Raw genomic sequence first — 8,662 nt, 5'->3', positions numbered from 1 at the left:
CAAGGGGAGGGGACCGGAAGTAATCTTAAATGTGAGGCAAATCCCCCCTGAACGTAAAAAAACTACTCTTGTAAGTCTCCCCCATCTCCCTCACCCAATTACCCACCCAACTTTCATGGATTTACAAGCGATTCGACAAGGAAAAATTAAAGATTTGCAAAATGCCGACCTTTCCGGTGCCGACTTAAGCGGGGCTGATCTGGCCGGTGCCGACTTGCAAGGGGCCAATTTAATGGGAGCCAATCTCTCCGGGGCCGACCTGCGCGGGGCGCAATTACGCGCCAACTTACGCGGTGCCGACCTCACCGGGGCCATCTTATCTGGGGCCGATTGTCGGAATGCTGACTTGCGCGGGGCGATTTTAGTCGATGCCAACCTGCGCGATGCCAGCTTTGCTGGGGCTTTTTTAGCCGGGTCCGTCTGTAGCCAATTGGATTTGAGCGGGATAGACTTGCGCGGGGCGGATTTGCGCGGTTCTCTCCTCAATCGCGCCATCCTGCAAGGGGCAGAACTGAGCTCCGCCAACCTTTCCGGTGCCGACTTATCCTCCGCTGACTTAGAAGAAGCCATCCTCAATGGGGCCATCTTTTGCGGGGCCAATTTAACCGGGTCCAACTTGCTCTGTGCCACGATGGAGCAAACGCAATGGCTAGGCGCAAGACTGGAAGGGGCTTGTGTGGAAGGGACGCCTTTGGCAGAACACAGAACGTCGGATTGATGAAGGAGGCAGTGGATTTCTGCTCGAATTTCTCCTTAAAAAGGTAGATTTTTTGAGTGGAGTCTCCTCCAATCCGGGTAGAGGCCCCGCCCAATCTTTCCCGGGACCTAGGCAGGGCTATCCGAGGAATTAAAAAAGTGAACGGACTACCGGGCGTAGGTTTAAGGGGTTTAGGGACTCAGAATCAACCCCGATAAATTCTCCAAATTTCCCCCTCTTCCCCAGGGTTACCCCTGGTTTCCCTTATGGTATCCATAACCATCACAAAAGTTTACATTTTGTAATGAACCGTTATAATGGAGTGGTAAACAACCCTGCAAAAAAATGGTATCCTCATTGTTTGGCAGTAAACCGTTTCAAAATCAAAGTGGTGATGCCCTCGTTAGTAAAGTAGCGGGAACCGCGATCGCTGCGTTGTTCAAGAAATCTGAAAAAGTTGAAGCCAATGTTCGAGCCGAACCCGTAACCAAGCTGTTGCAGGGCAGCGTCGATGGCTTTGACTTCATTGGCAAAGGAATGCTGATGTATAATGGCCTGCGCATCGAGAACATGGAATTGTACTTGCAAGCCGTTGCCATTGATATTGGCGCGATTTTTGCCGGTCAAGTCCAGTTACGACGACCCACCAGCGCCAGCATGAGAGTGGTTTTAACCGAGTCAGATTTAACCATTTCCTTTAATACGCCATTTGTAGTCGAAAAACTTCAAAGATTACAGTATCAAGGGGAGTGCTTAAATTTTCACCAAACTCAGGTTAACCTCACCCCAGATAAAAGAATTCAAATTTTGTCGCAAGTGAGTCTAGGCAACTCTGACACAACGATCGCCCTGGATATGACCGCCAGCGTTCAGGTGGAAGAACGCAGGAAAATTCAATTTATCGAAGTGAGTTATGGCGGAGACGAGAAGGCGGTTGATTTGGGTAAGGAGTTGATTAATCATGTCAATAACCTGCTGGACTTGGATAAATTTGCTTTAGAGGGAAGCCAATTGCGGGTGGATCGGATCCGACTGCAAAACCAGGAAGTTGTATTTTATGGTTCTGCGCAGATTGATCAGTTCCCCTCGGGGAAGGGGAAAAAATAAGTGAGCGATCGCCTCAAATTTGGGCGATCGCTAACGGGGATGCTTCGTCAGACACTCCGCCTGGAGTACGACGAAATCCCCCGTCTCAAACTGAGTACAAGGGGCGATCGCTCCCACTAATGCCGGAACTGTTCCCCTTCGGAGTGCTGCCTCCGCTTGTTTAGCAGCCTTAAAAAGCGGTTGAGTTTCCGTCAGTTGAAAGCGGCGTAACCAAGGGCTTTTTTCTAAATATTCCGGGGTAAAAGCGGACCGTTCTACAATCCATAAATCAATCCCATACTTTTGAATCAACTGCTGGACCGCATCTAACTTTTCACTATATTGAGCTCTCAAAAGTTCTATCGCCCGTTGATTGAGTTCTTGATAATAAGCCTGATGATATCCAATCACATAACTGGGACTGACCAAAATAGAGCGATTGGTAAAGGAAGGCAGATTATCGGTTTCTTCAGCAATGGCAGCAATTAAAGTATCTTTCGGTTGACTGGATAAAAATTCATAGAGGGGTGAAAATTTGCCAATTTTGTAATCCACATCGGGGAATTTTCTCAAAAGAATCGGATAAATTAGCAAAATTGTCAACAAGGCAGTAGCCGTTATTCCCAAAATGAATTTGGAGTTTTTGGCCGGAGTATTCCGCAGTTTTTGAACCAACCATTCTAAAATTAAAGTTAAAGAAATCGCCCCGGCGATCGGCATCACAAGTCTCAGACTATGTTCCGTATAGCGACTGGGAAGATGCAGTTGAAATAACAGGGCATGAGCCGCCAAAAACATTGTCAATGAAACGACCAATAATTGCGGCAATAGAATCAAACGTGGGCTAATTTTTTCAGCTAGGGGAAACCGTGAAGCAAATCGCAACAGAACCGGCAACAAAACCCCTAACCAAATTTGAGGCAAACTGAAAGAAAGTTCGCACCATTCACTCGGAAAAATCCCGGTTCGCCGCCAACATAACCAATATTCCAAAGGATTATCAATAAAAAAGCTGGGCCATAAAGTTTTGGCTTGCACAGCGGTTAAGACTGGACCATATTCTGAAGATTTCAAGGCATAAGGTAACATCACCGCCAGGGCGACAGCTAAACCAATCCCGGACAGTAAATAGTTTTTCCGGTGGGGAGACAGAGAAATTTGGCCTTGATTCCAGGACAAACAGTGGAACAGTAAAAGACCCGATGCTAGAAAAACACATTGGGGATAAAATAGTCCTAAGAGGGCGATGGTTACTCCCGTTAAGATGAGATTTTCTCGCAGTAAGTAATACAAAAAGGCTAAAAATAAGGGATAGGCAAAAGCAACGGGCGTGGCGGAGGGAATATCATCTTGTAACCAAACGTTTTGATTCAGCAGCAATCCGCAAATAAACCCGGCAAATGGCACGGGGAAAAGCTCCATCACCACTTTAAAGCAATAGAATGTGGCGATAATTACTAAAATTAAGGGCAGAATTTTATTCAATAAAAACGGGTTGATTCCCAGTTTTGCCCCGAGATGATAAAAGGTTGTATATCCAGCAGGGGCGACGGATTCAAAATAGTCTGCCATTACATCATGAGGAAACAACTCAGGATCTAAAAACCGCTGCATCCAAAAGATGTGCTGCCTTGCATCATCTTGGATGATATAGGCGTTAGATAAAGTAATTTTTAAGGCAAAAATTGCATAAATTGCCGCCACACAAAGGGTGGCAATCAGCCAGAAAATCTGCCCTCGACGAGAGGAGTTGGAGAGGATGCGAAGAAATTGGGATGATATCATAGGGGGGATGAATTGAAGGTGAGAATACAGGCAGAATCTAAGACAGCAAATTTGTCGGTACGGAATACGGTGCAGCGATCGCGAACCGTTGCTAAAGCTGGGGTAATTCCTTCCTCCAGTTGGGCGATCGCCTGACTTGCCTCCGGTTGATATTGCATCATCCAGCGATCGTCTTTCAGATATGATGCTGTAAACGCATCTTCCTCAATTAACCAAAAATCAATACCATATTCGGTGATAAATTGCTCAATTTCGGCTAAATTAGGGCTGTAATGGGCGTGAATTAAATCGATACTCCGTTCCCGGATTTCTGCATAGTACCTTTCATGATACGGCACGCCATACCCTTCATTGCCCATCAAAATTGACCGCTGACTAAACGAGGGAATATTATTGACTTCTTCCGTAATCGATGCAATATGAATATCTTTTGGCTGTTGGGCAAAAAATTCATATAATGCCGGAAAATACCCAAATTGATAATCAGTGCGAGGGAATCGATTTAACCCTAGAGGTTCTAATATAAGGATAGCTAAAATCAAGAAAAATCCAATCCGAGTGACGGTTTTTTGATTTATATTTTCCCCCAAAATCAGAAGTGCATCCATGAGCAAGGTGACGGTGATTCCAGCGGCGATCGCACTGACAATCCTCAAGGTATGTTCCGTGTAGCGACTGGGTAAATGTAATTCAAATAACAGCAGATGAGATAGGAAAAACATTCCTAACGATGCCAGAATAATCTCCAGCAAAATACCTGCCTGTTTTATCTGCACCGACAAAGGGAAAATTCCGCGAAATCGAAGTAGAAGTGGTAAAATTCCTCCTAAAATCAGCGGGGAAATTATGCCAAACCGAGGCATCATCCCACTCCGTTGTCCGGCAAACCAAAAATGGCCCCAATCCTGGGAGAAAAACTCACTTTTACCCCGCTTTAAAAACTCCGGTAAAGTTTTAGCTTCAGCAGCAGTAATCACCGGACCATAATCATCGGACTTCAACATATAGGCGATAATAACTATCGCGGCAATTCCGAATAAACTGCCATAAAATTGATACAGCTTTCCAGGTTGTTTCCGATGAGGACGCCAATCAGTCAGACGCAAAAATTGTAAAATTAAAATGCCGACTGCAACTAACAAACATTGCGGGTAAAATAACCCAAGGAGGGCAACGAATGCGCCAGTTCCCCAGAGATTGCGCCGCAATAAATAATAGATAAATCCGGTAAACAACGGATAAACAAACGCCACGGGAGTTGCGGAAACCACATCATCCCGCATCCAAATGTAGTGATTCAGCAATAACCCACTGATAAATCCCGCCACGGGTACTGGCAACAGTTCTATTGTGATGCCAAAACAGAAAACTGTCGTGATTAATCCTAATACAGGAGGCAGGAGTTTATGCAGCAGCATCGGAGAAACGCCCAACTTGGCAACCATCCAATAAAGGGCAGTATATCCCGCTGGTGCAACGGATTGAAAATAATCCGCGATCCAATCATTTGGAAATAATTCGGGGTCGATAAAACGCTGCATCCAAAAAACGTGCTGCCGCGCATCATCTTGTACCACATAGTCGATACTAAACGCTTGATGTAATACCAAACCCCCATAAACCGCAGCAAAGGTTAAGGTTAAACTTAGCCAAAAAATCACGGTAGATTTTGGAGATTTTTCCAAGGGACCTGTCAGAAATCGATGCAGGTTGGGCATTCTCATAGACAAGAGAGTGAAGTTAGTGAAAGGGAACGGAATTAACCCCTGTGAATGGGGTAGAGAATGTACTCTTAATCGTTGATCATACACTGAGATTGGAGAACCAAGAAATCTCCCGTGTTAAATACCGTACAACGGGCGATCGCCTGGGCAACAAAGGGCAAATTTCCCGATTCTAAGGATGCGATCGCCTCATCCGCCTCCGGTTGATACTGTTGCAACCACCGATTCCGGGCAAAATACCCCGGTTCAAACGCCGATTGCTCAATTAACCAAAAGTCGATTCCATACTGTTCAATCACCCCTTGCACTATTGCCATATCCCCACTATATTGAGCGCGAATTACATCTCGCATCCGTTGACTAAATTCGCGATAATATCCCTGATGATAGGGAATTGCATATTCCCGCCCTACTAAAATAGACCGATGGGAAAATGTCGGTAAATTATTCGCTTCCCCGCTTAAAGAAGCGATTAAAATATCTTGGGGTTGCTGTTGGAAAAACTGATACAAATCCGGCAAGGGTCCCGGACGATAATTCGTGCGAGGAAAACTCGGCGTATAGTTCGGATAAAAAATCAGGGCAGCGGTGAAAAATAGCATCATGCCTGCTGCAATAAACTGGTGAAACTGCCCTAAAAATGGCGTTAGAACTCCCAATGCCCAATCTATCAAAATGGTAATCAGAATCCCGGTTACTACTGCTAAAACAATTCTAAAACTATGGTCAATATAACGACTGGGTAAATGCAGACGAAATAACACTGAGTGAGCTGCGAAAAACATCAAGATTGCTGCTAATATCAGGTTTCTTAATAGCTGAAATGCCGGAGAAATTTGCGAAACCAAAGGAAACCGGGAGGGATACCGACAAACCCAAGGTAAGAAAATTCCCATCCAAATCAGCGGAGGCAACAAAGGCGGTAAAATTCCCGATCGCTCTCCAATTAACCAGAAATAAAAGGGGTTTTCATGGTAAAATGGGTTCCGTCCTCCCGGCCATAATTCTGGGGAATTCATGGCGTCAGCAGCGGTTAAAACTGGACCATATTCATTAGTTTTTAAGGCATAAGGCAACATCACCGCAAATGCTACAGCTAAACCGATTCCTGAGAATAGATAATCCCGCCAATTGCGCGAGAGAGAAATACGTCGGGATTGCCAAGAAACTAGACGCAAGAGTAAGATACCGGAACCGATGAAAACATACTGGGGATAAAAGAGTCCCAACAGGGCGATCGCCACACAACTGCCCACTAACTGATTTCGAGATAAATAATAGAGAAATGCCACAAATATCGGATATAAAAAAGCCCGGGGAGTTGCGGAAACTACATCAAATTTCATCCAGAGACTTTGATTCAGCAATACACTACTGATAAATCCAGCCAACGGGACCGGAAACAACTGTAAGGTTAACCCAAAACAGTAGATTGTAGTGATAATCACTAGGGCGATCGGTAACAACTTACTCAACAATAATGGCTCAATTCCTAACAGTGCCATTCCCCGATAAACCGCCGTATATCCTACCGGGGCCACAGATTGAAAATAATCTGCAATGTAATCGCCTGGAAATAAATCCGGGTTCACAAATCGCTGCATCCAAAAGACGTGCTGCCTCGCATCATCCTGAACCATATATTCAACGCTAAAGGCTTTTTGCAATACCATTCCCCCATAAATGGTCGCAAAAGTCAAGCTCAAACTGAACCAAAATATCACAATTGGACTGAATCGATGGGAAATAGGGGCAGTTAGGAATTTGCGTAAATTATTCATAATTAAACAGAAGCAATTTCCGGGAGAATCAATCCTAGAGTATTCCTAACGATTTTGGGCGCGGAGGGTGGATAAATATCGCTCTAAAAACGGTAATCCCGCAATAGCTGGAAGCAAATAACGGGAGGTGCACAGTAATCCCAAAGCTGCTCCCGTTGCCTCTCCAAAATAGGGCTGATAAAACAGAATTAAAGCTGCATCTCGGGTTCCGACTCCGGCAAAGGTTAAGGGCATCAAACCGGCGAGAATAGCTAAGGGAGAGAGGGCGAGGTTAGTTAGAAATGGCGTCCAGGCATTGAGGGCGAGAATAAAGAACCAAATTTGTAAGAGATGGCAAAACCAGAGGAAAATAGAAGTTAGAGTAACCGTGAACAACCGACGGCGATCGCCCCAAAAATAATCGTGCATTTCCCCCCAAGAAAAGCACAACTTATCCAGCTTGATTTTAACCTTTTTCGGGGCAAAACGGGAAGCTATTGCAAAACAGACCCGAGCAAACCGAGGAGAACTTAACAAGAATAACCCGACTATTAATCCCCCGGTAACCCCCGTCGTCATCGCCCAAAACAAAGCATCTTTCGCGGGATATAATAGCAAGCCCAAAACGCACCATAAGAGCAGAGATAGCAAATCGCAGGCTTTTTCAAACACCACCAAAGACAGGGCCAAAGAGCCACTCAAATGCCCGCGATCGCGCATAAAATAAGCCTTAGCAATATCCCCCATTTTCGACGGCAATACCATATTTAACACACTAGAAGCCAGAATCAGCCGATTTGCCTCGGGAAAATCCAGCCCCGAACTCGCTGGTGCAAGCTGTTGTAAACGCCAACTGGTAATCGCCACCAGGGGGACAACCATTCCCAGACTCACCGCCATCCAGAGGCGATCGCAATTTTGGAACACCTGAACCAACCTGGGAAAATCAAGTTTCCCGTAGATAACCGCCAGAATAAGTAAGCTAATTGTCAGAGAAATCAGTCGTTTCATTAATCGTTAATTCAGGGTAAGTTGCAGGAGGTAAACAGGTCAGACTTAAGTTTTCTAGGCATCTTCAATCCCTGACCAAACTTGGGCGATCGGGATAGTTTCTCCAGTCATCGCTTCGTGCCAAGCTTGCTGAAAGTTCTGTAGAAGCGCTGCCTTCGATTCTTCCTCTTCATCGATTTCTGAAGGTTCAGGAATCAAAACAATCACTTCAACTCGACTATTTTTATCGTTAATTAGGGGATAATCTAAAGTCAGTTGCCCCTGGTTATCAATCGTTGCCATAACCTTGAGTGCTTTCATTTTTGGTCCTTTAAGAGGTAGTAGTAACTGCGTCAATCCCACTGCCTGGAGGCAACAGGTGATAGCAGAGTCACAAGTGCATCACAGGATACCCTATATCATTATAATCAACCATTCAATCAAACCCTAAGTTTCACGGCGATTCATAAATCACCCCGACAAGACGCCGCACTCAGAGCCATGATATAGTAATGAATGAACCCTACCCTGGCAGGAATCATCATGTTAGCTACATCCCCCACTTACCGGATCACTTGGGAAAAGTTGCCCGATGATTTTGTGCTGCCTGATGACCCCGT

At 45.2% G+C, this 8,662-nt stretch carries 7 protein-coding genes; 2 read left to right on the top strand and 5 right to left on the bottom strand.

What is annotated here, in order from left to right; all coding sequences use genetic code 11:
- The first annotated feature begins 115 nt into the window (after positions 1–115).
- Complete coding sequence (locus J0895_RS04805) at positions 116–718, top strand: pentapeptide repeat-containing protein (protein WP_207086983.1); 603 nt, start codon at positions 116–118, stop codon at positions 716–718.
- Between the two features lie 324 nt (positions 719–1,042).
- Complete coding sequence (locus J0895_RS04800; protein WP_207086981.1) at positions 1,043–1,804, top strand: LmeA family phospholipid-binding protein; 762 nt, start codon at positions 1,043–1,045, stop codon at positions 1,802–1,804.
- Between the two features lie 30 nt (positions 1,805–1,834).
- Here the strand turns inward: J0895_RS04800 and J0895_RS04795 are convergent, their stop codons facing one another.
- The 5 genes from J0895_RS04795 to J0895_RS04775 form a co-directional block, all read right to left on the bottom strand.
- Positions 1,835–3,568, bottom strand: coding sequence for a hypothetical protein (locus J0895_RS04795; protein ID WP_207086980.1), 1,734 nt, complete (start codon positions 3,566–3,568; stop codon positions 1,835–1,837).
- Positions 3,565–5,229 carry a hypothetical protein gene (locus tag J0895_RS04790; RefSeq protein ID WP_340643451.1) on the bottom strand — a complete coding sequence of 555 codons (1,665 nt, stop codon included), beginning with the start codon at positions 5,227–5,229 and terminating at the stop codon, positions 3,565–3,567. Before J0895_RS04790 ends, J0895_RS04795 begins: the two co-directional genes overlap by 4 nt.
- A gap of 131 nt (positions 5,230–5,360) precedes the next feature.
- Positions 5,361–6,992 (bottom strand): hypothetical protein, encoded by a 1,632-nt coding sequence (locus J0895_RS04785; RefSeq protein ID WP_340643450.1) that lies wholly within the window; start codon positions 6,990–6,992, stop codon positions 5,361–5,363.
- Between the two features lie 126 nt (positions 6,993–7,118).
- Positions 7,119–8,063, bottom strand: coding sequence for a lysylphosphatidylglycerol synthase transmembrane domain-containing protein (locus J0895_RS04780; protein ID WP_207086978.1), 945 nt, complete (start codon positions 8,061–8,063; stop codon positions 7,119–7,121).
- A 54-nt stretch (positions 8,064–8,117) separates the two neighbouring features.
- Positions 8,118–8,363 (bottom strand): type II toxin-antitoxin system RelN family antitoxin, encoded by a 246-nt coding sequence (locus J0895_RS04775; RefSeq protein ID WP_207086977.1) that lies wholly within the window; start codon positions 8,361–8,363, stop codon positions 8,118–8,120.
- Between the last annotated feature and the right edge of the window lie 299 nt (positions 8,364–8,662).

The sequence above is a fragment of the Phormidium pseudopriestleyi FRX01 genome (assembly GCF_017313335.1).
In the GTDB taxonomy this organism is placed as follows: domain Bacteria; phylum Cyanobacteriota; class Cyanobacteriia; order Cyanobacteriales; family Laspinemataceae; genus Laspinema; species Laspinema pseudopriestleyi.
This window is presented reverse-complemented; position numbering and strand designations above follow the sequence as displayed.